The sequence below is a fragment of the Kushneria sinocarnis genome (assembly GCF_003633775.1).
GTDB classification, from domain to species: domain Bacteria; phylum Pseudomonadota; class Gammaproteobacteria; order Pseudomonadales; family Halomonadaceae; genus Kushneria; species Kushneria sinocarnis.
On the sequence record NZ_RBIN01000005.1, the window covers coordinates 18,354 to 42,327 of the forward strand.

General features: G+C 64.7%; 20 protein-coding genes. 2 read left to right on the top strand and 18 right to left on the bottom strand.

Annotated features, from left to right (window positions below):
• Positions 1-5: 5 nt before the first annotated feature.
• From C7446_RS08810 to C7446_RS08860, 11 genes are all read right to left on the bottom strand, one after another.
• Entirely contained in the window at positions 6-1,253 is a 1,248-nt protein-coding gene (locus C7446_RS08810; RefSeq protein WP_121172744.1) for a cation:proton antiporter, read from the bottom strand.
• Positions 1,254-1,392: 139 nt separating this feature from the next.
• A complete protein-coding gene (gene metK, locus C7446_RS08815; RefSeq protein ID WP_121172745.1) occupies positions 1,393-2,616 on the bottom strand; it encodes a methionine adenosyltransferase in 1,224 nt (407 codons plus the stop codon).
• A 140-nt stretch (positions 2,617-2,756) separates the two neighbouring features.
• Positions 2,757-4,487, bottom strand: coding sequence for a putative bifunctional diguanylate cyclase/phosphodiesterase (locus C7446_RS08820; RefSeq protein WP_121172746.1), 1,731 nt, complete (start codon positions 4,485-4,487; stop codon positions 2,757-2,759).
• 148 nt (positions 4,488-4,635) lie between these two features.
• Positions 4,636-5,385: a GolD/DthD family dehydrogenase gene (locus tag C7446_RS08825; protein WP_121172747.1), complete on the bottom strand. Its 750-nt coding sequence runs from the start codon at positions 5,383-5,385 to the stop codon at positions 4,636-4,638.
• Positions 5,372-6,727 carry an MFS transporter gene (locus C7446_RS08830; RefSeq protein WP_121172748.1) on the bottom strand — a complete coding sequence of 452 codons (1,356 nt, stop codon included), beginning with the start codon at positions 6,725-6,727 and terminating at the stop codon, positions 5,372-5,374. Before C7446_RS08830 ends, C7446_RS08825 begins: the two co-directional genes overlap by 14 nt.
• Before the next feature lie 110 nt (positions 6,728-6,837).
• Positions 6,838-7,953: an MDR/zinc-dependent alcohol dehydrogenase-like family protein gene (locus C7446_RS08835; protein WP_121172749.1), complete on the bottom strand. Its 1,116-nt coding sequence runs from the start codon at positions 7,951-7,953 to the stop codon at positions 6,838-6,840.
• 388 nt (positions 7,954-8,341) lie between these two features.
• Entirely contained in the window at positions 8,342-9,304 is a 963-nt protein-coding gene (locus tag C7446_RS08840) for a D-ribose ABC transporter substrate-binding protein (RefSeq protein ID WP_121172750.1), read from the bottom strand.
• A 76-nt stretch (positions 9,305-9,380) separates the two neighbouring features.
• A complete protein-coding gene (locus C7446_RS08845; protein WP_121172751.1) occupies positions 9,381-10,487 on the bottom strand; it encodes an ABC transporter permease in 1,107 nt (368 codons plus the stop codon).
• A 27-nt stretch (positions 10,488-10,514) separates the two neighbouring features.
• Positions 10,515-12,068, bottom strand: a complete 1,554-nt coding sequence (locus C7446_RS08850) for a sugar ABC transporter ATP-binding protein (protein WP_121172752.1) — start codon at positions 12,066-12,068, stop codon at positions 10,515-10,517.
• A gap of 17 nt (positions 12,069-12,085) precedes the next feature.
• Positions 12,086-12,739, bottom strand: coding sequence for a DUF2291 family protein (locus C7446_RS08855; protein ID WP_121172753.1), 654 nt, complete (start codon positions 12,737-12,739; stop codon positions 12,086-12,088).
• Between the two features lie 75 nt (positions 12,740-12,814).
• Complete coding sequence (locus C7446_RS08860; protein ID WP_121172754.1) at positions 12,815-13,930, bottom strand: MDR/zinc-dependent alcohol dehydrogenase-like family protein; 1,116 nt, start codon at positions 13,928-13,930, stop codon at positions 12,815-12,817.
• A 365-nt stretch (positions 13,931-14,295) separates the two neighbouring features.
• Between C7446_RS08860 and C7446_RS08865 the strand changes: the two genes are divergently transcribed.
• Positions 14,296-14,958 carry a GntR family transcriptional regulator gene (locus tag C7446_RS08865; RefSeq protein ID WP_121172755.1) on the top strand — a complete coding sequence of 221 codons (663 nt, stop codon included), beginning with the start codon at positions 14,296-14,298 and terminating at the stop codon, positions 14,956-14,958.
• Positions 14,959-15,009: 51 nt separating this feature from the next.
• On the opposite strand, the gene C7446_RS08870 is transcribed toward C7446_RS08865, so the two are convergent.
• The 7 genes from C7446_RS08870 to rpiB all read right to left on the bottom strand — a co-directional run bounded on the left by C7446_RS08870 (position 15,010) and on the right by rpiB (position 21,842).
• Positions 15,010-15,768, bottom strand: coding sequence for an SDR family NAD(P)-dependent oxidoreductase (locus tag C7446_RS08870; RefSeq protein ID WP_121172756.1), 759 nt, complete (start codon positions 15,766-15,768; stop codon positions 15,010-15,012).
• A 13-nt stretch (positions 15,769-15,781) separates the two neighbouring features.
• A complete protein-coding gene (locus tag C7446_RS08875) occupies positions 15,782-16,663 on the bottom strand; it encodes a sugar phosphate isomerase/epimerase family protein (RefSeq protein ID WP_121172757.1) in 882 nt (293 codons plus the stop codon).
• 101 nt (positions 16,664-16,764) lie between these two features.
• A complete protein-coding gene (locus C7446_RS08880) occupies positions 16,765-18,021 on the bottom strand; it encodes a TRAP transporter large permease (protein WP_121172758.1) in 1,257 nt (418 codons plus the stop codon).
• Complete coding sequence (locus tag C7446_RS08885) at positions 18,018-18,587, bottom strand: TRAP transporter small permease (RefSeq protein ID WP_170150038.1); 570 nt, start codon at positions 18,585-18,587, stop codon at positions 18,018-18,020. Before C7446_RS08885 ends, C7446_RS08880 begins: the two co-directional genes overlap by 4 nt.
• 65 nt (positions 18,588-18,652) lie before the next feature.
• Positions 18,653-19,591: a TRAP transporter substrate-binding protein gene (locus C7446_RS08890; protein WP_121172760.1), complete on the bottom strand. Its 939-nt coding sequence runs from the start codon at positions 19,589-19,591 to the stop codon at positions 18,653-18,655.
• A 539-nt stretch (positions 19,592-20,130) separates the two neighbouring features.
• The gene (locus C7446_RS08895) at positions 20,131-21,105 is read right to left on the bottom strand and encodes a sugar-binding transcriptional regulator (protein ID WP_121172761.1); all 975 of its coding nucleotides are present in this window, start codon (positions 21,103-21,105) and stop codon (positions 20,131-20,133) included.
• Positions 21,106-21,359: 254 nt separating this feature from the next.
• Positions 21,360-21,842, bottom strand: a complete 483-nt coding sequence (gene rpiB / locus C7446_RS08900; protein ID WP_121172762.1) for a ribose 5-phosphate isomerase B — start codon at positions 21,840-21,842, stop codon at positions 21,360-21,362.
• 378 nt (positions 21,843-22,220) lie between these two features.
• On the opposite strand from rpiB, the gene C7446_RS08905 reads away from it, so the two are divergent.
• On the top strand, positions 22,221-23,957 hold the full coding sequence (locus tag C7446_RS08905) for a dihydroxyacetone kinase family protein (protein WP_121172763.1): 1,737 nt from the start codon (positions 22,221-22,223) through the stop codon (positions 23,955-23,957).
• The last annotated feature ends 17 nt before the right edge of the window (positions 23,958-23,974 follow it).

Here is a 23,974-nt window from a genome sequence, read left to right on the forward strand (position 1 = left end):
CCGGTTCAGGGCGACGGCGGCCGATCGCCGGCGACCCCCTGCACCACGCGACCGATGGTCAGCCCCTGCACCAGAATCGAGAACAGCACGATGATGTAGGTGATCAGCACCAGCGGCTCGCGCCAGGCCACATCCGGCAGGCCCAGCGCCAGCGCCACCGAGATGCCGCCGCGCAGCCCGCCCCAGGTCAGCACCCGGGTGGTGCCCCGGCGAAAGCCCACCCAGCGACGCAGGAAGGTCAGCGGAATACCGATGGTGAGATAGCGTGTGGCCAGAATGATCGCGATCAGCGGCAGCGCCACCCAGAGATAGTGCAGTTCGAAGGGAATCAGCAGCAGCTCCAGTCCGATCAGCACGAACAGGATGGCATTGAGCATCTCGTCAATCAGCTCCCAGAAGCCATCCACATAGGCGCGGGTATTCTGCGACATCGCCCCCGAGCGGGCCATGTTGCCGATGAGCAGCCCGGCGACGACCATGGCGATCGGCCCGGACACCTCGAGCTGCGAGGCCAGCGCATAGCCGCCGACCACCAGCGCCAGCGACAGCATCACCTCGACCTGGTGCTGGTCGATCGCCTTCATCAGGTAGTAGACCAGCGCTCCCACGGCCATGCCCAGCACGATGCCACCGCCGGCCTCCTGCAGAAACAGCAGCCCGACATGGGAGAACGTCAGTGCCTCGTGGGCCGATGCCGCCCCCAGCAGGGTCGAGAACACCACCACCGCCACCCCGTCGTTGAACAGCGATTCGCCGACAATCTTGATCTCCATGTCCGCGGGCGCGCCGGCGCTGCGCATGATCCCCAGCACCGCAATGGGATCGGTGGGTGCAATTAGCGCCCCGAACACCAGACACCACAGCCACGGGATAGCGATCCCGAACAGGGCAAACAGCGCCCAGGCGGCCGTGCCGACCACCAGCGTCGAGATCACCACGCCCCCGGTCGCCAGCAGACCGATCGACCAGCGGTAGCGCCTGAGCTGATCGAGATCGACATGCAGGGCGCCGGCGAACAGCAGAAACGACAGCATGCCGTCCATCAGCAGGGTGTTGAAGTTGATGCGCTCGAGCCAGTGCTGCGCCTGGTCGGTGAGCAGCCCGATCCCGAAGTGGTTGAGCGCCAGCAGCAACAGCGAGATCAGCAGCGCGATCACCATCACCCCGATGGTCGCGGGCAGGCGAATGAAGCGGTGATTGAACCAGGAGAACAGCGCAGTAATGGTAATGAACAGAGCGGCAATGTTGAGCATGCGGTGAGTCGTTCCGGTTCAGGGGGTCATTGAATCCGGCAGCATGATGCGCTCCCGGGCGCTCCGAGCCGGAGGGCGGGGCCGGCCATGAAAAGGCCCACCGCAGGGTGGGCCCGGAAGCTGCCTGCAGCCGTGCCGATCAGTCCAGCCCGGCGGCCGACTTCAGGGTCGCGGCACGATCGACCTTCTCCCACGGGAAGGCGGTGAAGGTCTCGGTGTGCTCCTCGCCGTTGAAATCGGTCCAGCGGTAGCTGTGCTCGAACGGCTCGCGACCGAAGTGGCCATAGGAAGCGGTCAGCTGATACATCGGATGCAGCAGATCGAGCATGCGGGTAATGGCATGAGGACGCAGGTCGAAATGCTCGCGCACCAGCTCGATGATGCGTGCATCACTGATCCTGCCGGTGCCGAAGGTATTGATCGAGACCGAGGTCGGCTCGGCCACGCCGATGGCGTAGGAGATCTGAATCTCGCACTTGTCGGCCAGCCCGGCCGCGACGATGTTCTTGGCCACGTAACGGCCGGCGTAGGCGGCACTGCGATCGACCTTGGAGGGGTCCTTGCCGGAGAAGGCACCGCCGCCGTGGCGCGCCATGCCGCCATAGGTATCGACGATGATCTTGCGTCCGGTCACGCCGCAATCCCCCACCGGCCCGCCGATCACGAACTTGCCGGTCGGGTTGATGTGAAAGCGCGTCTCGTCGGTGATCCACTCCGCCGGCAGCACATCACGGATGATCAGCTCCTCGACGGCGTGACGCAGCTCTTCCTGCGAGATGTCATCATCATGCTGGGTGGAGAGCACCACGGCGTCGACGGCCTTCGGCTGACCGTTGTCATCGTAGCGGAAGGTCACCTGGCTCTTGGCATCGGGGCGCAGCCAGGCGAGCGTGCCGTTGCGACGCAGCTCCGATTGCCGCTCGACCAGCCGGTGCGAATAGTGGATCGGCGCCGGCATGTAGGAAGGCGTCTCATTGGTCGCATAGCCGAACATCAGTCCCTGATCGCCGGCCCCCTGATCCTCGGGCTTCGAGCGATCCACCCCCTGGGCGATATCGACACTCTGCTTGCCGATCAGGTTGATCACCCCGCAGGTGGCCCCGTCGAAACCGACCTGAGAGGAAGTATAGCCGATCTCGGTAATAACCCGGCGCACCAGATCCTCCAGATCCACCCAGGCACTGGTGGTAATCTCGCCCGCCACGATGGCCACGCCGGTCTTGACCAGCGTTTCGCAGGCGACGCGGGCGTGCTTGTCACGAGCGATCAGCGCATCGAGCACGGCGTCGGAAATCTGATCGGCAATCTTGTCCGGATGACCTTCGGACACGGATTCGGAAGTGAACAGGGAATATTCGCTCATGAAGACCCTTGACCCTCTCGTCTTTGACACAGGAACTGCGGGTAGGCATTGACCGTGCGGCCATCGCTACGGCGCCGGCAAGGGGCCGGCGTCTGGTGATAACCGGATCGGCAAGTGTACACGCTGAATCCGGACGGTGCCTAATCAAGTGCTTTCAGCGAATCATCCAGCATCCGCTCGATCACCGCGGCCGATTGCGGCCGGGCAAACAGGAATCCCTGCATCCGCTGAACCCCCAGCGCCAGCAGCGCCTGCTGCTGCGCTCGGGTTTCGACGCCTTCGGCAATCACATCCAGCCCCAGACCATCGGCCAGTGCCAGCATCGAACGAATGATGGAGCGATCGCAGCCGTCTTCGGCGACACCCCGGGTAAAGGTACGGTCGATCTTGAGGGTATCGAAGGGCAGATGCTTGAGATAGGCCATCGAGGAGTAACCGGTACCGAAGTCATCCAGCGACAGGTGGGCCCCCAGCCTGCGAAGCTGGCTCAGGGTCTCGGCGGAGACCTGCGGATCATGCATCATGGCCGTTTCGGTCACTTCGAAACCGAAATGCAGCCGGGTGTCGTCACCCGGCATCGACTGCAGGATGGCCCGCACTTCATCCACCAGCCGGGGCTGGGCAATCTGGCGGGCGGAGAGATTGATCGAGACCTGCAGCGCCGGCCCGGCACTGCCCGTGATCCGCTGCCAGAGCGCCGCCTGCCGGCAGGCGTGCTCGATCACCCAGCGCCCCAGCGGCACGATCAGGCCGGTCTCCTCCGCCAGCGGGATAAAGGCGTCGGGCATGATCAGGCCGCGCTCCGGATGGTGCCAGCGCAGCAGGGCCTCGACGCTCTCGATGCGTCCGGTGGCTGCCGAGACGATCGGCTGATAGTACAGCTGCAGCTCGTCGTGGTGGATGGCATGACGCAGCGCACTCTCCATGCCGATCCGTTCGGCCACCTGCTCGCGCAGGGAGGGATCGAAACAGGCATACTGCCCACGGCCTGCCCGCTTGGCCCGGAACATCGCCATTTCGGCCGCCTGCAGCAGCGAGTCGGCGCTGTCCTGCGCCGTGGCAAGCGCAATGCCGATGCTGGCACTCGAATGCACCGAGTCATCGGGCAGCTCGATCGGCTGCTCCAGACGCGCCAGAATGCGGCGTGCCAGTGCCGTGACCGGCTCCTGCCAGCAGAGCCGGACCAGTACCACGAACTCATCGCTCGACAGCCGCGCCACGATGGCCGTGTCATCGACACATTCGCGCAATCGCCGCGAAACTTCGATCAGTACCCGGTCGGCCGTCACATGGCCATAGGTGGCATTGATGCGCTTGAAGTGATCGAGGTCGACCAGCAGTACCGCCGTGGCGCTGCTGCTGTCTGCCAGGGTCCGGGTGAGATGGTCGAACAGCGCGGTGCGATTGAGCGCACAGGTAAGCGTATCGTAATGGGCCCGGCAGGAGAGCTCCCGCTCCATGCGCCGGCGCTCGGTCACGTCGCGGGAGAAGGTGTAGTACTCGCGCCGGCCGTCCATGTGCAGCTGCCAGATGGACGACTCCACGATCATCCGGCTGCCATCGCTGCAGGTCACTTCCAGCTCGAAGATGGCGCCCTCTGCCTCGCGCGCACGCTCCACGAGCAACTGCTCGACTTCGGCCTGGCGCAACGCCGGCGATTCGCCCTCCGGCGTCAGCAGCAGAAAGCCCTGCTTGCCGAGCACTTCCTCGCGCTGCCAGCCGAACAGCCGCTCGGCGGCTCGGTTCCAGTCGAGAATGCACCAGTTGGCGTCCAGCGAGACAAAGGCATCACTGGCACTGTCAATGATACGACGCTCACGCAGCCGACTCTGCTCGAGCGCCTCCGAAAGCGCCCTGATCCTGTATGGCATGGCCTCTGCACCCGAGTAACCGGCTCGATGCGATACTTATCGGTTCGCTGCCGGTACTACTTGAATCCCCTACCATCGCATACCACACGCAAACGGGCCACGATCGATCATCGTGGCCCGTGTCGCGGCAAGGGAAGCAAGCCGTCACTCAGCTGATGGTGTAGCCGCCATCCACTACCAGATTCTCGCCGGACAGCATGGCGGCCGCCGGAGAGGCGAGATGGACCACGGCATTGGCGACATCCTCGGGTTCGGCGAAACGGCGCAGCGGGATGCGCTCGCGGGCGCGATCACCCTCGGGACCGGACCAGGCCTGCTGGCCCAGCTCGGTCATCACGATGGTCGGCGACACCGCATTGACACGCACGCCCCGTGGCGACCACTCCAGCGCCAGCGAACGGGTCAGCCCGATCACTCCGGCCTTGCTGGCGCAGTAGGCCAGGTGCTGATCCAGCGCCACCAGCCCGGCCTGGGAGGCGATATTGACAATCGCCCCCTCACCGCGCTCGAGCATCTGCCGACCCACCACCTGGCTGGCCAGGAAGGTGCCCTTGAGATTGACATCCAGGGTGCGATCCCAGTCCTGCTCGCTGAGCGACTCGGCCGCATCGAGGGCGATGACACCGGCATTGTTGACCAGCACATCGATCGGCCCCAGCCGGTCCGTGATTTCATCGCGGGCTCGCTCGAGCTCGTCACTGCGGGTGACATCGGCCACTACGCCGATCGCATCCTCGAACCCGGCGGCGGCTTCGTGCACCCGGTCATCCCGGTCAAGCATCGCCAGGCGCGCGCCCTGGCGTGCCATGGCACTGCAGATGGCCAGTCCGATGCCGGCAGAAGCGCCGGTCACCAGCACCACTTGCCCGTCAAGACGCCAGGGATCATGTTCTGCCATGTGCTGTCTCCCCGGAATGGCCGGACTCCGCTTCAGCGATGGCCGCCTCGTCGCTCTGATCCACCTTCAGCCAGTGCAGCATCACGAAAGCGCTGGCATAGAGGGCCACGAAGGTCCAGACCACGCCAACATTGCCCAGCAGGGGCTGCACCACGGCCACCACGGCCGTCCCCAGGAAGATGGCGCCGCCGGCAGCGGTGGTATACATCGCCATTGCCGCACCCTTGTGCTCGGGAACCAGCGCCGGCATGATCGCCCCCATCGGCACGAACCCGGCCAGCATGATGCCGAACACGGTGCCCGCCACCAGCGACACGAAGTAGCCCCAGTCGGAACCTGCCGGCACCATGTGCGGCACATACCACCAGGCGAGCAGCCCGACCGCCGAGCCGACCACGCCGAACCAGCGCACGGTGCGCGTCCAGCCCCACCGATCGCCCAGGGCACCGAAGGCGGCATTGAACAGGATGTTGCCGGCATAGACCACGGTGGTCATCAGCAGCCAGCGCGACTGCCCCCAGCCCAGGTCATCGGCAATGATGGCCGGCAGGATCACGAACATGCCGAACTCGGGCGCGGTGTTGATCAGGCGCACCAGAAAGCCCATGGCCACCCGCGGTTCCCGGAAGGTCAACCGCAGCCCGCTGGTGACCACCTCGGAAGCGGACTCGCCCGGCGGCGCCAGCCGCTGCCTGCCGGTCGGTTCACGCACGCCGAACCAGGCCAGCAGAAAGCCCAGCGTGACCAGTGCGGTCGAGGCCCACATGCTGCCGACTTCGCCGGTACTGCCGCCACCGAAGAACGGAATCGACACCACCGCGAACAGCGAGCCGAGTGTGGGCAGTCCGCCGGTGAACATGACGTAGAACCAGCCGACCGCCGCGCCGTTGCGACTGCGGGGCGACACGGAATTGATCCAGACCAGAAAGGCAAAGGCAAACAGCGGGAAGCCGAAGCCGCGCATGAAGTAGGTGGCAAAGACCAGTACCACCGAATCGATGCTCAGCGACCAGAGAAAGGCCACCTCGAACACCACCCAGATCAGAAAGCCCAGCAGCATCACGCGCCTGGGGCCGAACAGGTCCGCCAGGGCGCCGGAGAGATAGGAAGCAATCAGCACCGCCAGGCTGTACATGGCGATGATGGTCGGCACCAGCGGCGCGCCGGCCTCGCCCAGCGCCTGGGTCATGTGCGGCGCGATGAAATTGGACTCGACACCATTGCCGGTCATGAAGATCAGCACGCCGAGAAAGCCCCAGCGCAGGCTGTGGGGAATGCCGATCCGGTCCAGCCAGGTCTCTCCCGGCTCACCTGCGACCGACTTGGTCGTTGTAGCGTTCATGCTGCGTTCCATCCTTGTGCGCTACGAGCATAAAAGGCGCAATACCGCCGTGACAGCTGCTCCGGGGCAGCTGTCACGGCGGTAGCTCTGGCGCCTGTCGGAGTCGTGCTTCAGGGAATCAGCACGACCTTCATCGAATTGGCGCCACTCTCCATCAGCTCGAAGCCTTCCTGGAACTGCGACAGCGGCAGCTTGTGGGTCACCACGCCCTCGGTCGGGAAGCTACCGTCACTGATGCCGTCGATCACCAGCGGATAGCAGTACGGCCCCAGGTGGGAGCCCAGCAGGTCGAGCTCCTTGCGATCGGAGATGATGCTCCAGTCGACCGAGACCTCGTCACCGAAGACGCCGAATTCAACGAAGCGCCCCAGCTTGCGGATCATCGAGAGCCCCTGTTCGACGGAAGCCGGATGGCCGGTCGCCTCGATATAGATGTCGCAGCCATAGCCGCCGGTCATCTCCTTGACGGTGGCCACCACGTCATCCTTCTTCGGATTGAGCACCACGTCGGCACCGAACTGCTTCGCCATCTCGAGCCGGCCATCGAACAGGTCCAGTACCACCAGCTTCTCGGCACCGGCCTTTTTCGCCGCGCCGACCATGCCGAGCCCCAGCGGACCGGCTCCGGACAGCACCACCACGTCGCCGAGCTCGATCTGTGCGCGCTGCACGGCGTGCAGGGCACAGGCGTAGGGCTCGATCAGGATCGCCTTTTCCAGCGGCAGCTCCTCGGGCACGTGATAGTTGATCGCCTCCTTCGTGAACTTCATGTACTCGGCCATGCCGCCGTTGACATTGTTCTGGAAGCCGTAGAGATCGTGCCTTTCACACATCCAGTACTGGCCGCGATTACAGAAGCGGCAGTTCCAGCACGGCACGATCTGCTCGGAGATCACCCGATCGCCGACGCTGAAGCCTTCGACCTGCGCCCCCACCTTGACGATGCGCGCCAGGAATTCGTGTCCGGGGATCATCGGCGCCTTGATATAGGGCGGCTGGAACTCATCGCCCCAGAAGCTCGGTGCGCCGTGGAAGGACTTGATATCACTGGCACAGATGCCGCATCCCTCGACCCGCACCAGAATCTCGTGGTCATTTTCCAGTTCGGGTACCGGCACCTGCTCATAGCGATAATCGCCGGGACCATAGGCCACCACGGCCTGCATGGTCGCGGGGATCTCTTCACTGGAAGTCCGGCCTTGCTGACTGGTTGTCGTCTCACTCATGGCTGCTCTCCTGCTGCCAATCATCTGAACAGTTTTCGATCATATGTACCGAAAGACAATGCAGGATCGGGTTTACAACCATCAAGCAAAGGGCCTTATACTTTAGATTGATCCCCGGCACTGACCGCCGGAAACAGGCCCTGACCGGGCATGTGGCGCAGCAGCCGGGTAACGGTACGCTGCAAAAGCGTTACACAATAGTTATCTATGTGCACAAATGTTCATTTAGTGGATGCACAATCCCGCTTTCACCGGGAGTGCCATTCGCAATGGTCACGAGGCCGTGATGCCGGACAAACACCGGCACCGCCTGCCCCGGCCCCGCAATCGAAAAGGGCGGCGGCCCCGCAGGACCGCCGCCCGTAGCACTGACGTCAGACAGACGGGATTACTGTTCGAGCACGAACGGCGAGGTGTACTGATCAACGTTGTCCGAGGTGATCAGCATGCAGTCGAAGAGCTGCTTCTCGTTGTCGAGCCCGGTCTCGCCGGTACGGATGTACTGATCGGCCAGCCGTACCGCCCGCTCGGAGAAGATGGCCACCGGCTGCAGCACGGTATAGGCCAGCGCGCCGGATCTGACCGCATCAACGGCGTCCGGTGAGCCATCGAAACCGCCGACCACCACGTCATCCAGCCTGCCGGCTTCCTTGAGCGCGGCAATCGCGCCCAGCGCCATCTCGTCGTTGCCGCTGATGACGCCCTGGATATCGGGGTTGGCCTGCAGCATGCTCTGCATCTTGTTGTAGCCCTGGGTGCGATCCCAGTTGGCGACATCGGAGGCGACCCGCTGGATATCCGGATACTGGCTCAGCACGGTCTCGTAGCCGTTGGAGCGGGTGGCGGCGTTGTTGTCCGAAGGCGCCCCCTTGATCTCGACGTACCGTGCCCCGTCACCCAGCATCTGCACCCACTGCTGGGCCCCCAGCGCTGCCCCCTGGGCATTGTTGGAGACCAGCTGAGCCTGAGCCAGCCCCTGCTGGTTGATCTCGGCGTTGACCAGAAAGACCGGAATGCCGGCATTGACGGCCTTGCGCACGGCGCCGACCGAACCATCGGCATTGGCCGGATCGAGAATGATCGCTTTCGCCTGATTGGTAATGGCGGTGTCGATCTGGCGGCTCTCGGTGTTGGTATCTCCCTTGTGCGCACTGACGTTGGCCGTATAGCCCAGCTCCTCGGCCGTACTCCTGGCGATCTGACCCTCGGTATACCAGTAGGGATTGGAAGGATCATTGACGATGATCGAGATCAGTCCCTTGTTCTGCTCCTGTGCCATCGCACTGCCGCCGAAGAGTACGGCGCCCACAGCCAGCAGCGCGATCAGCAGATGCCTCGTTTTTCCGAGCATGGCGGGTTCCCCTGTTTTCATGATTGGGGGGCCGGCGAACGGGCCGGCCCGATCTTTCCGCATCGGATGGCCGGCCTCAGCCGCCGGTCGTGCCCGATTGCGGAGAAGCACTGCCACTGCCGGAAGCGGGTTTGGCGCTCTTCTTCCGGCCGCGGTACTGGATGCTGTTGAGCAGGACGGCGAGGACGATCACCGCGCCCATGAAGACGGTCTGCCAGTAGGACGACACCCCGATGATGACCAGCCCGTCGGAGAGAAAGCCAATCACGAATGCGCCCAGCAGCGTGCCACGCACGTTGCCGCGGCCACCGGTCAGCGCCGCGCCGCCGATGACCACGCCAGCAATCGCGGTCAGCTCATAGGTATTGCCTGCCGTCGGCCCGGCCGAGGTCAGCTGCGAGGAGAGCACCAGCCCGGCAATCGCGGCGCAGACCCCCGACAGCACATAGACCAGCACCTGCACCCGCTTGACCGGCACGCCGGAAAGCTCGGCGGCCCGCGAGTTGCCCCCGGTGGAGTAGATCCAGCGGCCGAAGGGAGTGCGGTTGAGCACGAAGATCAGCACGATCGCCACCGCGGCGAAGATCAGCACGCCCACGGGAATACCGAACAGCCGATTGAAACCGAGCCAGTCGAACCCGGTATTGCCCAGCTCCGGGCTGCCGCCCAGGTTGTTGTAGGTCAGGCCGTTGGTCATCAGCAGCGCCGCCCCGCGGGCGACATAGAGCATGCCGAGGGTGGCCACGAAGGCCGGCACCCTGAACCAGGCAATGAGGATGCCGTTGATCGCCCCGACGAAGGCGCCCAGCGCACAGGTCAGGATGACCACCGCCCAGACCGGGAAGTAGAGGGTCACGCCGGCGGACTCGAGCGTCACGCCCTGCATCAGGAACCCCGCCACCATGCCGGACAGGCCCAGGGTCGAGCCGACCGACAGATCGATGCCGCCGGTCAGGATGACCAGCAGCATGCCGAGCGACAGGAGCCCGAAGATCGCCACGTGGGACGACATGGTCAGCATGTTGTTGGTGGTGAAATAGACCGGCGACAGGATCGAGAAGATGATGATGATCGCGATCAGGGCAAAGAAGGCGCGCCCCTCGAGCAGCATGCGGCCCAGATCGAAGCTGCCGCGCCCCTTGCGCGACTGTTCGCCGGAAGCGGTCTGACTGATGTCGGACATGGTGGGATTCCCCGCTGTACAGTTGGCTCAGGCAACCACGGCTTCGCCGGAGGCCGCCATGATTTCTTCTCGGGTGACGTCGGCCCCGAACTCCGCCGCAATGCGGCCGCGGCTCATCACCACGACCCGGTGGGCCACGCTCAGGCACTCACCGAGTTCGGAAGTCGAAAACACCACCGCCAGTCCTTTCGAGGCCCCTTCTGCGAGCAGCCGGAAGACCTCGGCCTTGGCGCCGATATCGATGCCGCGGCTGGGTTCATCGAGCAGCACCACCTGCGGGTGGGTTGCCAGCATCTTGCCGATCACCACCTTCTGCTGGTTGCCACCGGAGAGCGAGCCGATCGACGCTTCCGGGCCATCGGTCTTGATGTGCACATTGCCGATCGATTCACGAATGACGCCCTGCTCGCGCCGGCTTGAGGTCATCAGCCAGCGGGTAAAGGCGCCAATGCTGGCCAGCGACAGGTTCTGGCCTACCGACATGGTCTGCACCAGGCCGTCACGCTGACGATCCTCCGGCACCAGCACCAGCCCGCGGGCAATCCGCTCGGCAATGCTCAGCTGCGAGACATCCACCCCTTCCAGCACGACCCGGCCCCCGCTCATCGGCACGCGACCGGCGGCACACTCGAGCAGCTCGGTGCGCCCGGCACCCATCAGGCCGTAGATGCAGACGATCTCGCCGGCGCGCACCTGCAGCGACAGGTGATCCACCACCGAGCGCTCGGGTACTGCCACATCCGCAATCGAGATGTCCTCCAGCGACAGCGCCACCTCGCCCATCCGATGGCCGGTGGGTGGCGAGCCGAGATCGAAGTTCTCGCCCACCATGTTGCGCACGATCCACTCGAGATCGATTTCGTCGCGCCGACCGTGCGCCGTCATCGTTCCGTCCCGCAGCACCACCGCATGGTCGGTGATCGTGAGCGCCTCCTCGAGGTGGTGGGAGATGTAGACGATCGACACACCCCGGGCCTTCAGGTCGCGGATGACCCGGAACAGCACCTCGACCTCCGAGGCCGAGAGCGCCGAGGTCGGCTCATCCATGATCAGGATGCGCGAGTTGACCGACAGGGCACGCGCGATCTCGACGATCTGCTGCTGCCCCAGCCGCAGGTCCTCGACCGGGGTCAGCGGATCGATCGGCTCATCGAGTTCCGCCATCAGCGCCTTCGTCTGTCGTGCCTCCTCGGCGTAATTCACGCCGCCGGGGCCGCCCAGTTCGCGCCCCATGAAGATGTTGTCGCGCACGCTCAGATTGGGCGCGAGGCTCAGCTCCTGGTGAATGATCGAGATGCCATGACGCTGGGCATCGACGGTCGAGGCAAAGCTCACCGGCCGGCCGTCGAGGATGATCTCCCCCGAGGAGGGCTGGATCACCCCCGACAGGATCTTCATCAGTGTCGACTTGCCGGCACCGTTCTCGCCGAACAGCGTGGTCACCCGCCCGCGATGGATATCGAAATTGACCGACTTCAGGGCATGGACGCTGCCGAAGGACTTGGCCACATGACGCGCCGACAGCACGACCTCGTCGGGGGCGTCATCGGCGGCCGGCCGATTCAGGGGTTGCTCGTTCATCGTCGACTCCGTGCGACTCATTGCACTTCCAGCCTGACCGGGGTCACGAGCCAGTTCTTCGGATTGATGAGCTGGAACACCCCGACGACCGAAATGGTCTTGCCATTGAGACTGCCGGTCTCCACATCCGCCAGCACCTGCGCCTTCATGGCATCATTGATGGCAGCGCCGGCATTCTGATACTCGATCTGGTTGGTGAACTGGCCGAAGTCGATATCGCCGGTGGCATCGCGCAGTGCGGTGCCATTGATGGCCGGCCCGGTCTGTACCCGGATCGTCAGCTCATCGGCCACACCCTCGACATCCACCGTATAGATGCCGGACTTCCCTTCGCCGACGACCCCGGTAAAGCGCACCGGCAGAATCGGGCCGATGCCGGCGGGCACGCCATACTGCTCACCGGCAGCACTCCGGTCCTCGGCCAGTGCTTCGGCCAGTGTCTCGGCCGGAACGGCACGCTGCTCGACGCTGTCGCGAATCCGCGGGAACTGTTCCGCCCCGTACTGCTCGGGCGAGAACTTGTCGCTCTGCGAGGATTCCGAGCCGATCGGCACAACGGTGGTATCCAGCGCCATGACGACCATCACGAGAATGGCCACACCGGCGGCGATCAGCGGGCCGCGCCTGCGGCGCAGTCGGCCGGCGGGTCTGGTAGCAGCTTGCGAACTCATGTAAGGCACTCTCCTGAAGCGAAGCCAGTGACTGATGGACATCCCGGGAGGCCGCCGCGCACGGCAGCGCACCGGTTACGGAATCAGCACGATCTTCAGTGACTTCGACCCGCTCTGCATCAGCTCGAATCCTTCCTGGAACTGCGCCAGCGGCAGCTTGTGGGTCACCACGCCTTCGGTCGGGAAGCTGCCGTCGCTGATGCCGTTGATCACCAGCGGATAGCAGTACGGCCCCAGGTGCGAGCCCAGCAGGTCGAGCTCCTTGCGATCGGAGATGATGCTCCAGTCGACGCTGACCGGATCCTTGAACACGCTGAACTCCACGAAACGGCCCAGCTTGCGGATCATGGAGAGGCCCTGCTCCACCGACTTCGGATGGCCGGTCGCCTCGATGTAGACGTCGCAGCCGTAGCCCTCGGTCATCTCCTTGATGATCGAGACCACATCATCGCGTCCGGGGTTGAGGGTCAGGTCGGCGCCGAACTGCCGCGCCAGTTCGAGGCGGTCATCGAACAGATCCAGCACCACCAGCTTCTCGGCGCCGGCCTTCTTCGCCGCCCCCACCATGCCGAGCCCCAGCGTGCCGGCCCCGGAGAGCACCACCACGTCGCCGAGCTCGATCCGCGCGCGCTGCACGGCATGCAGCGAGCAGGCGTAGGGCTCGATCAGGATCGCCTTCTCCAGCGGCAGCTCCTCGGGGACGTGGTAGTTGATCGCCTCTTTGGTGAACTTCATGTACTCGGCCATGCCGCCGTTGACATTGTTCTGGAAGCCGTAGAGATCATGCTTCTCGCACATCCAGTACTGGCCGCGGTTGCAGAAGCGGCAGTTCCAGCACGGCACGATCTGCTCGGAGATCACCCGATCCCCGGGCTTGTAGTCGGTCACCGCATCACCGACCTTGACCACGTGGCCGATGAATTCGTGGCCCGGAATCATCGGCGCCTTGATATAGGGCGGCTGGTACTCGTCGCCCCAGAAGCTCGGTGCGCCGTCAAAGGACTTGATGTCACCGGCGCAGATGCCGCAGCCCTCGACCCGCACCAGAATCTCGTGATCGTTTTCCAGCTCGGGCACCGGCACTTCTTCATAGCGATAATCTCCGGGGCCGTAGGCCACGACCGCTTTCATGACCTTCGGCAGTTCACCCTGCTCGCCACGGGTGGAAGAAGAGGAAACGGTATCGGTCATGGCAGCCTCCGTAAGCCGGGCAATCATTTGTTCCAGTAATGTGCAAATGAAATAACCCGGTTACCTGACAGACTGCAATTGGCAGGAGGTTCCGAAACACTACGACTTTAGAGTAACTTTCCTTAACATTTTGTTTTCCAAGCTTTTTATCGACTTCGACCAACGTCTTGTTCGACCAAAGTCATCCTGTCCGAACGCCGGACATGGCGGGCATCATCCGGAAAGAATTCTCAAACCATATGTTCATATCCGGTGCATTTGCTCATTCCGCCATGAGCCCTTAATGATGTACTTGTTGACAGTTTACAATGGACGCATTCCCATCACTCAGGGGCCCTCGGCCGGCTCAACCAGGACACCGGACCATGATCAGAAATCTTCAGCGCACCACCCTGCGTGACCAGTGCCTGAACGCCCTGCGTTCGGCCATCACCTCCGGCCAGCTGCCCACCGGGCATCATCTGGTCGAAACCGAACTTGCCGAAGCCTTCGGCGTCAGCCGCGGCACCCTGCGCGAGGCGATGCGGCGTCTCGAACAGGAGGGGCTGCTGGTGGCCGGCTCCCGTGGCCAGCTCAGCGTGCGCCATATCGAGGAGTCGGAGATTCACGACATCTACCGGGTGCGTGCCGCACTGGAAGCGCTGGCCGCCCGGACCCTGTGCGAACAGCCCGATCGCGACGAGCGCATTGCCACGCTCGCTTCACATGTCAGACGGATGCACGAAGTACAGGAAGACCTGATCGAACAGATCGAGACCGACCTCAACTTCCACCGCGCACTGTGTGAGCTCAGTGGCAATCAGGCCCTGCTGACGACCTGGCTGACGCTGGAAGGGCCGATCCGGATCTCGATCATGCATGCCGGACTGGAGCACGCCCTGCACAACATGGCCGCCGATCGCCATGACCTGATCGTGAACACCCTGGCGCAGGGCGACGCGACCCGCATCGAGCAGGTGCTGATGGAGCACATGGAGGAGGCTGCCCGGCGGCTGATGACGGCGCTGGAACAGCGTGCGGAGGGGTGAACGCCGCCGGCAGTGCGCCGGCGGCAGACAGCGGACCGGGTGGACCAATGATCAGTACATGTGCATACCGCCATTGATGTCCAGCACGGCGCCGGTGGTATAGGAAGAGAGATCCGAGGCCAGAAACAGGAAGCCCTTTGCCACATCCTGGGCATCACCCAGCCGGTTGAGCGGAATGCCGGTCAGGATCTGCGTTTTCATCTCGTCGGTCAGCTTGCCGCCGGTGATGTCGGTCTGGATCAGCCCGGGCGTGACCGAGTTGATGCGGATGTTGTACTGCCCGTACTCCCGCGCCATGGCCTTGGCCAGCCCCAGCATGCCGGCCTTGGCGGCACTGTAGTGCGGGCCGCCGAAGATGCCGCCACCGCGCTGGGCGGAGACCGAGGACGTATTGACGATGGCCCCGCCCTGCTGGTCGGCCATGTGCGGCAACACGCTCTGTGACATGTAGAGCATGCCGCGCAGGCTGACATCGGTCACCTGCTCGTAGTTTTCCGGGGTGATCTCCAGGGTCTTCAGGGGCTGGGTGATGCCGGCGTTGTTGATCAGTACATCGACGCGACCGTAGCGCTCCATCACGGCCTTGACCGCCGCCTCGCAGGAGGCCTTGTCAGTCACATCACAGGCCACGCCCATGGTGCGGTCGGCGGCGACTTCGGCCGCCGCTTCCCGGCTCTTCTCCGCGTCGAGATCGGCAATCACCACCGTGGCGCCGTGTTCATGGAAGAGGCGGGCGGTCGCCTTGCCGATGCCGCGCGGCCCGGCTCCGCCGGTAATGATGCACACCTTGTTTTCGAGCAGCTGGGTCATGCTGGTTTCTCCGTCAGAGAGATTGAAGGCCCGGGTAGTGCGCCCGGAGCCACTGCAGTGAATCGGTCACGCCCTGCTCGATGGTCTCGAGCGCCAGCGGCTCACTGCCCTTCCATGGCTGGGCGCGACTGTCACGCCGCAGCCGGAACGGCAGCTCCAGACTGAAGGGCAGGTGTCGTTCGGCAATCGCGGCGAGAATCGGGGCGTAATCGATGTCGCCCCGGCCCATGGGCGCAAAACGATAGCCATCCGTGTCGCGATGCACGGCCTTGAGATGAAAGTGATCGCTCAGGGCCACGGCCGCGAGCGCATCCTCGACCGGTGCGCACGCCGGCCGGTGGGAGACCAGATTGCCGGGGTCGTAATTGATGCCGAAGACCGACCGGTCGAGCCGCTCCAGCACCGCGGGCAGATCCGCGGCCCGATCGAGCAGGTTGTCGCTGCCATCGCCGGGGTTCTCCAGACAGACCCGCACGCCGGCCTCGCGGGCCAGATCGGCCATGGCGTCGGCATTGGCGAAAAAGCGCTCACTGCCGGCTCGGCTGGCGGCATTGGTGATCAGGTAGCCGGCGCCGAGTTCGGCGGCGAAGCGTACCCGTACGGCAAAACTCTCCAGCGCCCCGGGCTCCCCCAGGTCGATATGCGCCGACAGGACCCGGCAGTGCTGACCATGGCGTGCCATCTCCTGGCGCAGTTCCCGGGCCAGCGCGGCATTCAGATCGCTGTCGGTGAACTCGTTGACATACCCCCGGATATAGGCGATTTCCACACCGGCAATGCCCAGGCGCGCCATCGAGGCCAGGGCTTCCGGCAGCTCGTAGCCGTCCCAGGCGGCGGTACTGACCGACAGGCCGATGGCTTCTGCCAGCTTCGCGTTGCTTGTCTGCGGTGCCACGTCTGTTCTCCCGTATGGTCTGAACCCCGCGGGCTCATGTTGACTGTTAACAGTGTATTCGGACACAGCGATTCCCCCGGGCTGCTGCTCGGCGGGCGCCCTCAGGCGCCCACGATCAGGGCCAGCACATAGCTGACCAGCAGCAGCACGATCACGGCGAAGATATAGAACGGCACCAGTGCCCGCGCCGTCTCCTCGATCCGGACCCCGGCAATCGACGACGAGATGAACAGCGTGGTGCCCACCGGAGGCGTGAACAGTCCGATCGACAGGTTCAGCACCATCAGGATGCCCAGCTGGATCAGGCTCATGTCGATCGCCTGCGCCAGCGGCATCAGAATCGGTGCCAGCAGCAGGATCGCCGGGGTCATGTCGATGACCGCGCCGACCACCAGCATCAGCAGGTTCATGAACACGATGATCAGTACATCCGGCAGCCCCATGGCGTTGATGGTATCCACCAGCCGGGAGGGCAGCTGATCCACGGTCATGATCCAGCCCAGCACCGAGGAGGCCATGATCAGCAGCATGACGGCACCGGTGGCACGGCCGGCACTCAAGATCGACCCCAGCACGCCGCGCCACGACAGGTCGCGGTAGCACAGCCGCACGATCAGGGCGTAGAACACCGCCACCACGCTGACCTCGGTCGGCGTCGCCACGCCCCCGATCAGGCTCCCGAGAATCAGCACCGGCATGAACAGCGCCGGCAGCGAACTCATGAAGCCGCGCACCACCGCCGACAGCGAGAAGCCCTGCTCGCTGCGGGGAAAGTCGTTGCGCCGGGCGATCAGATAGACGGCTGCCAGACTGGCGATGCCGAAGATCAGTCCCGGCACGAGCCCGGCCAGGAAGAGTGCGCCCACCGAGACCTGCGAAACACTGGAATAGATAATCAGCGGGATCGAGGGTGGAATGATGACCCCGATCACGGAACTGGCAGCATTGACCGCCGAGGCAAAGGGGGCGGGATAACCTTCACGCTTCTGCCACGGGATCAGCACCGAGCCCAGCGCCGAGGCGTCGGCCACGGCCGAGCCCGAAACGCCGGCGAACAGCATCGAGGTCACCACGCTGACCTGCCCCAGCGCCCCGCGCACGCGCCCGACCAGCAGGCTGGCGAAACGGATGATGCGCTGGCCGAGGACCCCCGAGATCAGCAGCTCGCCGGCCAGGATGAAGAACGGTATCGCCAGCAGCAGCGAACTCTGGGTGGCGTCGAACAGCCGCTGGGCCACGATCGACAGCGGATACTGGCCGCTGACCAGGATACCGGCGCTGCTGGCGGCCATCAGGGCATAGCCGATCGGCAGTGCCAGTGCCAGCAGCAGAAAGACGGGAAGCGCCAGCAGCGTCATGACTCGTTCTCCTCATTCGGGACAGCCGGGCAACCCGCCACGACCGCCACCAGCTCCAGCAGCGCAATCACCATCACGCCGGCGGCGCCCAGCGGCAGGCTGTAGAAGGCCCAGCTGGCCGGCCAGCCCAGTACCGGCGAGCTCTGGTACTGCATGAACATCAGAAGCGACTGCGACTGGTAGATCAGCATGCCCATCAGGCCGATGACCAGCAGCTGCATCAGCGCGGCCACCGCTCTGGCTACCCCGGCCGGCAGGCGCCGCACGAAGAAGTCCACCCCCAGATGCTGCTGGCGGACAGCGGCCATGACCACGCCTCCCATGACCAGCCACGGGAACAGGATGACGGGCAGCTCGTTGCCCCAGGCCAGCGAGCCGGAGAGGAAGTAGCGTACGATCACCCCGGCCATCAGGGTGGTGCCGATCACGACCGTGGTCACCACCACCACCGCGCTGCCGAGCAGATAGAAGAGCTCGCGGCCCCGGGCCAGCCAGCGTGACAGTGTCCGCAGGCGTTCCTCACGCTGCCGGACAGCGCCCTTGTCATTCATCACGCCATGCATCATGTGCCTCCCCTTGCAGTCCCGGTCCGACCATGGCATCGGGCCCGGCAGCGCCGGGCCCGATGATGTCACTGCTGATCGTCGGCACCGCTGTCGGTCTGTTGCTGATTGGCCTGCTCGGCGGCTTCACGGGCCCGCGGCACGATCTCGCCCAGCTTTTCCTGCCAGGTGTCATAGACCGGCCGGGTGGCTTCACGGAAGGCGGCGGTATCGACCGAATTGACCTCCATGACACCGTTCTCGCGGATCTGTGCCAGCAGCTCATCGGTCTGATCGATCAGGGTCTGGCGCTGGAAGTCGGTGGTCTCCCGGGCGGCTTTCTGAAGGGCCTGGCGGTTCTCCTCCGAGAGCCGCTGCCAGGTCGGCATGCCGATCACCACCGGGGTGGTTTCATAGCGATAGTCGGAGAGCGAAAGGTACTGCTGCACCTCGTCCAGATTGCTGGACATGATGTTGACCACCGGATTCTCCTGGCCATCCACCATGCCCTGCTTGAGGGCCACGTACAGTTCGCCGAAGGCCATCGGCGTGGGATTGGCACCCAGCGTGCTCAGGGTGTCGATGGTCACCGCATCCTGCGAGGTACGCATCTTGAGGCCCTCGAGATCCTGCGGCTCCTCGATCGGGCGCACGTTGTTGGTGAACTGGCGCATGCCGTTGCTCCACCACGCCAGCACCTTCAGCCCGCGCTGCTCGGCCTGCTCCTCCACTTCATCGCCGATCGGGCCATCGGCGACCTGCCAGGCGGCCTGCGGCGAATCGAACAAGAACGGCAGGCCGAACACGTTGGCCTTGGGCACGATGGTCGCCAGCGCTCCCTGGCTGTTGGCCGTCAGCCCGATGGCGCCGCTCTGGACCTGCTGCAGCATCTGCACGTCCGAGCCCAGCTGCTCGGAGCCCTGGATGCGCAGCTCAAGCTCGCCGTCGCTGTACTTGTCGACCAGCTCTGCCATGCGCTCGGCGGCCAGCGAGCGCGGGTTCCCCTCCGCGGCACCATGGCCGAGCACGAGGGTCTGGGCAACCTGGGCGCCCCCCCGCCAGTGCCCCCAGACTCAGCCCCACTGCCACAGCCAGCCCCTTGCGCAACCGGCCCGATGGTGCCGCACTGCGCTCCGCTACCGTGGTGCTATCCGCGCGAAATGCCTGCTTCATGACTGCCCCCTGAATCGTTTGCGTACGGGTCGGAGCCCGGCCACTGCCATGCCCCGTGCCAACTGCCATGCCCCGTGCCAGATGGTTCGAACAGCAATACCCGGCCGCGTTGTTAACAGTCAACCAACGGGGCGGGGCGACTTTTGTCTAACGCCCCATATTATTGAAATAGAAGGATTATTCGAGACGCTCAGGTACCGGCTAAGACCAAAGCAGAAGACCGTATTGTCGTTCTACAGGGCGGCCGGCCGCTCGCCGGGAGGGCCGCCTCGGCCGGGGTGACCATCGATCGGAGCAGGTGACGACGGCCCCTGTCCGCGTGGACGGCACAGGGGCCCGGCGCCGTGACGGGCGAAGTGCGGGTCACGGCGTCGGCAAGGGAGAGGCAGGACGCTCAGCCCGGGCGGGAGGCGTCATCCAGATGCAGGATGGTGTGGGCATTGGTGGCGCTGGTGGCCAGCACATCAATGACCCCGGTGCGCAGGGCGCCGAGGATGCCCGCTGCCTTGGTGCTTTCGCTGGCAATGGCAATCACTTCGGGAATGCGCGCCAGATCGGGGATGGTCAGACCGATCACGCGCCCCTGCATGGGCGTCTGTGAAGGCTGACCGTTCAGATCGATGAAGTCATAGCCCATCATGTCGCCCACCGTGCCCGACAGCCGCGCCTCGGCGATCTCCTGGGGCGAGAACCAGCCCATGCGCACCATGTTGCTGTCCTCGGAGAGATCCCCCACGCCGATCATGGCGATATCGGCCCGGCGCGCCCGATCCAGCGTCTGGCGCACGGTCTGGTTGGCCAGCATGGCATCGCGCAGCTCGGCATTGGCCACCATGGCCGGCGCGTAGAGGGTTTCGCTCTCGCCCCCGAAACGCGCTGCCAGCCGCCGGCAGATGTGGTCGGGATTCATGTACTCGCCGGCCCGCAGCGAGCCGCCGATGGCACAGATGAACGAGCAGCGCCGGGTACGCTGGGTGAACACGTTGTCTGCCACGGTGCCCACGTTGCGTCCCATGCCGACCGCCACCAGGGTGCCATCCTCGAGGGTACGCGACAGATGATCGGCCACCAGGCTGCAGACCTCGTGGCGTTGCCGGTCGGCATCGGAGTGATCCAGTGCAATCAGCGCCCGGCGAATGCCGAAGCGCTCGACCAGCGCCTGCTCGATCTCCGCCGAGACCGACGGATGCTGGCGCACGCGCACGTCAACGATGCCCTCGTTCTGGGCGCGCTTGAGCAGGCGGCCGACCTTGACCCGGGAGAGGCCGAGCCGGCCGGCAATCGTCTCCTGGGTGGCTCCCTCGACGTAATAGAGCGAGGCAATTTCGGTCATCAGCGTGACGTCGGGATCGGTCGTGCGTTCCGTCATGGCCGCGTCACTCCCGTCTGCCGTCCCTGCTGTCGGCGGGCGCTGCGGTGCCCGCTGGCGATCCGGCGGAACCCGCCATCCATCGTATTCATCAGCCCTGCCTGTTGTTGTCCGAACTCGGCTCAAGGCGGAGCAACCACTCCGTCGAGCGCCGGTATGGTGCCACGTGCCAGCATGACAAGCCCATGAAAAACGGCGCCTCCCGCTGGAGAGCGCCGTTCGAAGCAATACCCGGTCGGCTGGCGGTCACCGTGTCAGGCGCCGGAGCCACCCGTCGAATGCTCCTGCTCATAGGCCTTGATGCGATCGACCTTGGCCTGGGAACCACCGCCCTGGAACTCGCTGGTCAGAAACGAAGTGACGATCGTCTTGGCCAGTTCGGTGCCGATCACCCGACCGCCCATGGTGATGATCTGAGCGTCGTTGCTCTTGCGGGCCCGCTCGGCCGAATAGGTATCGTGCGCCTGCGCGGCCCGGATACCGGGGACCTTGTTGGCCGAGATGGCCACGCCGATACCGGTACCGCAGCAGAGGATGCCACGATCGACCTTACCCTCGTTGATCGACTGCGCCACCTTGAAGGCGATATCCGGATAGAGCACCGGCTCGGCATCATAGGTACCGAAATCCTCGACTTCGTGACCGAGCGAACGGACATGCTCGACCAGCGCCTGTTTCATGTCATAGGCGGCCTCGTCACAGCCGAGCGCCACGCGATACTTCGTCTGTTCTGCCATGCCTGCTTCCTCCTGAAGGGCTGCACGTCCATACATTACCGACATCATGATACGCCGGATCGTTCATTTGAACAAAGGCAAGTCAAATGATCCATTCCACTCGATCTGTCCTCGCCACCCCTGTCAGCAGACGGGCAAGGCATGTCGAAAACCTTGCCACACGGCGGCCCTGAACACCTCTAGCCCGTTGGTCGAATACCGCGGAAGCGCCATGTACCACTAAAGTCGGATGCTTTTCGAGCCCTTCCGGAAGCTACCATTCCGGAACCAGAGCCTTTTCAAATGAACAAGCCGGGATCATATTTTCATTCCGACCGGCTCGCATGAACCGAACGCTTGTTCCGATACATTTTTGGCTGCACCAGGAGACTTCCCGCCATGACTCGCCTGTTCAACGATCCCGCTGCATTCGTCGACGAAGCCACCGAAGGTTTCGTGGCGGCACACGCCTGGCGCGTGCGTCAGGTCCCCGGGGGGGTGATCCGCAGCACGAAGAGTGAACCCGACACGGTGGCCGTGGTAATCGGCGGGGGCTCCGGCCACTATCCCGCCTTTGCCGGGCTGGTCGGTCAGGGACTGGCCCACGGCGCGGCCATGGGCAACCTGTTCGCCTCCCCTTCCGCCCAGCAGATCTATTCGGTCGCCAAGGCCGCCAACAACGGTGCCGGCGTGCTGCTCAGCTACGGCAACTATGCCGGTGACGTGCTGCACTTCGGCCAGGCGCGGGATCGACTGGTCAGCGAAGGGATTCCCTGCGAGATGGTCAAGGTGATCGATGATGTCTCCAGTGCCAGTCTCGAGGAGATCAACAAGCGCCGCGGCATTGCCGGCGATCTGACCGTGTTCAAGATTGCGTCCGCCGCAGCCGAGGCCGGCTATACGCTCGACGAGGTGGTGCGGGTGACCGAGGCCGCCAACCTGCGTACCCGCTCCTTCGGGGTCGCCTTTGACGGCTGCACCCTGCCGGGCGCCGACGATGCGCTGTTCCACGTGCCGGAAGGCAAGATGGCCGTGGGCCTGGGGATTCACGGCGAGCCGGGCATCAGCGAGCAGGAGATCCCCTCCGCCGACGAACTCGCCGAGCTGCTGGTCGGCCGCCTGCTCGAGGAGCTCCCGGAGGGTGTCGAGCGCGCCAACGGCGCGCGCGCCAGCGTACTGCTCAACGGCCTGGGCACGATCAAGTACGAGGAGCTGTTCGTGGTCTATCGCCGGGTCAACCGGCTGCTGGAAGAGGCCGGCGTCCGGATCGTCGAGCCCGAGGTGGGTGAACTGGTTACCAGCCTCGACATGGCCGGCGCCTCGCTGACCCTGTTCTGGCTCGATGAAGAGCTGGAGCGCTTCTGGCATGCCCCGGCGGACGCACCCGCCTATCGCAAGGGCAGCGTGGCCACGGCCGAACAGATCGATGCCGCCGAGCTCGACATCCCCGATCCCGACGCCATTCCGCCCGCTTCCGAAGAGTCCCGCCAGTCCGCCGGCCGGGTCCTGGCAGCGATCGAAGCGACCCGGGAAGTAATCGTCGAGAACGCCGAGGAACTGGGCCGCATCGACGCCGTGGCCGGTGATGGTGATCATGGCATCGGCATGGAGCGGGGGGCACGCGCCGCCGCCGAAACCGCGCGTGATGCCGCCGAGCGCGGTGCCGGCGCCGGCACCCTGCTGCGCATGGCCGGTGATGCCTGGGCCGATCGTGCCGGTGGCACCTCGGGCGCCATCTGGGGCGCAGCGCTCAATGCCCTGGCCGCCACCATCGGCGACGAGACCGCCCCCGATGCCGCCACGATTGCCCGCGGTGTGGAGAAGGCACGCGACAACATCATGCACTTCGGCAAGGCCCAGGTCGGGGACAAGACACTGATCGATGTGCTGGTGCCCTTCAGCGAAACCCTGACCGAACAGGTCAATCGTCAGGCCTCGCTGCCGGATGCCTGGGGGACCGCTGTCGAGCGGGCACATGAAGCCGCCCAGGCCACTGCCGACCTGACGCCCAGGATCGGTCGTGCCCGACCGCTGGCCGAGAAGAGCATCGGCACGCCGGATGCCGGCGCCATTTCGCTGGCAATGATCGTGCGTGCCGTCCACGATGTACTGCAGGAACAGGCCAGCAACGGCTAATGGCCGCCACGACAGCC

Excerpts from the sequence above, each read along its gene's own strand:
- C7446_RS08810 (WP_121172744.1), bottom strand. The coding sequence starts at position 1,253 with ATGCTCAACATTGCCGCTCTGTTCATTACCATTACTGCGCTGTTCTCC.
- metK (WP_121172745.1), bottom strand. The coding sequence starts at position 2,616 with ATGAGCGAATATTCCCTGTTCACTTCCGAATCCGTGTCCGAAGGTCAT.
- C7446_RS08820 (WP_121172746.1), bottom strand. The coding sequence starts at position 4,487 with ATGCCATACAGGATCAGGGCGCTTTCGGAGGCGCTCGAGCAGAGTCGG.
- C7446_RS08825 (WP_121172747.1), bottom strand. The coding sequence starts at position 5,385 with ATGGCAGAACATGATCCCTGGCGTCTTGACGGGCAAGTGGTGCTGGTG.
- C7446_RS08830 (WP_121172748.1), bottom strand. The coding sequence starts at position 6,727 with ATGAACGCTACAACGACCAAGTCGGTCGCAGGTGAGCCGGGAGAGACC.
- C7446_RS08835 (WP_121172749.1), bottom strand. The coding sequence starts at position 7,953 with ATGAGTGAGACGACAACCAGTCAGCAAGGCCGGACTTCCAGTGAAGAG.
- C7446_RS08840 (WP_121172750.1), bottom strand. The coding sequence starts at position 9,304 with ATGCTCGGAAAAACGAGGCATCTGCTGATCGCGCTGCTGGCTGTGGGC.
- C7446_RS08845 (WP_121172751.1), bottom strand. The coding sequence starts at position 10,487 with ATGTCCGACATCAGTCAGACCGCTTCCGGCGAACAGTCGCGCAAGGGG.
- C7446_RS08850 (WP_121172752.1), bottom strand. The coding sequence starts at position 12,068 with ATGAACGAGCAACCCCTGAATCGGCCGGCCGCCGATGACGCCCCCGAC.
- C7446_RS08855 (WP_121172753.1), bottom strand. The coding sequence starts at position 12,739 with ATGAGTTCGCAAGCTGCTACCAGACCCGCCGGCCGACTGCGCCGCAGG.
- C7446_RS08860 (WP_121172754.1), bottom strand. The coding sequence starts at position 13,930 with ATGACCGATACCGTTTCCTCTTCTTCCACCCGTGGCGAGCAGGGTGAA.
- C7446_RS08865 (WP_121172755.1), top strand. The coding sequence starts at position 14,296 with ATGATCAGAAATCTTCAGCGCACCACCCTGCGTGACCAGTGCCTGAAC.
- C7446_RS08870 (WP_121172756.1), bottom strand. The coding sequence starts at position 15,768 with ATGACCCAGCTGCTCGAAAACAAGGTGTGCATCATTACCGGCGGAGCC.
- C7446_RS08880 (WP_121172758.1), bottom strand. The coding sequence starts at position 18,021 with ATGACGCTGCTGGCGCTTCCCGTCTTTCTGCTGCTGGCACTGGCACTG.
- C7446_RS08885 (WP_170150038.1), bottom strand. The coding sequence starts at position 18,587 with ATGATGCATGGCGTGATGAATGACAAGGGCGCTGTCCGGCAGCGTGAG.
- C7446_RS08895 (WP_121172761.1), bottom strand. The coding sequence starts at position 21,105 with ATGACGGAACGCACGACCGATCCCGACGTCACGCTGATGACCGAAATT.
- rpiB (WP_121172762.1), bottom strand. The coding sequence starts at position 21,842 with ATGGCAGAACAGACGAAGTATCGCGTGGCGCTCGGCTGTGACGAGGCC.
- C7446_RS08905 (WP_121172763.1), top strand. The coding sequence starts at position 22,221 with ATGACTCGCCTGTTCAACGATCCCGCTGCATTCGTCGACGAAGCCACC.